At 52.0% G+C, this 442-nt stretch carries 1 rRNA gene; it reads left to right on the forward strand.

Annotated elements, in window-relative coordinates:
* Positions 1–442: ribosomal RNA gene (locus tag C1631_RS23730) — 16S ribosomal RNA — on the forward strand; the annotation flags it as partial.

Raw genomic sequence — 442 nt, forward strand, 5'->3', positions numbered from 1 at the left:
CCTACGGGGGGGCAGCAGTGGGGAATATTGCACAATGGAGGAAACTCTGATGCAGCGATGCCGCGTGAGGGAAGAAGGTTTTAGGATTGTAAACCTCTGTCTTTGGGGACGAAAAATGACGGTACCCAAGGAGGAAGCTCCGGCTAACTACGTGCCAGCAGCCGCGGTAATACGTAGGGAGCGAGCGTTGTCCGGAATTACTGGGTGTAAAGGGAGCGTAGGCGGGATCGCAAGTCAGATGTGAAAACTATGGGCTTAACCCATAAACTGCATTTGAAACTGTGGTTCTTGAGTGAAGTAGAGGTAAGCGGAATTCCTAGTGTAGCGGTGAAATGCGTAGATATTAGGAGGAACACCAGTGGCGAAGGCGGCTTACTGGGCTTTAACTGACGCTGAGGCACGAAAGCGTGGGGAGCAAACAGGATTAGATACCCGGGTAGTC

This window comes from Chryseobacterium phosphatilyticum (genome assembly GCF_002899825.2).
In the GTDB taxonomy this organism is placed as follows: domain Bacteria; phylum Bacteroidota; class Bacteroidia; order Flavobacteriales; family Weeksellaceae; genus Chryseobacterium; species Chryseobacterium phosphatilyticum.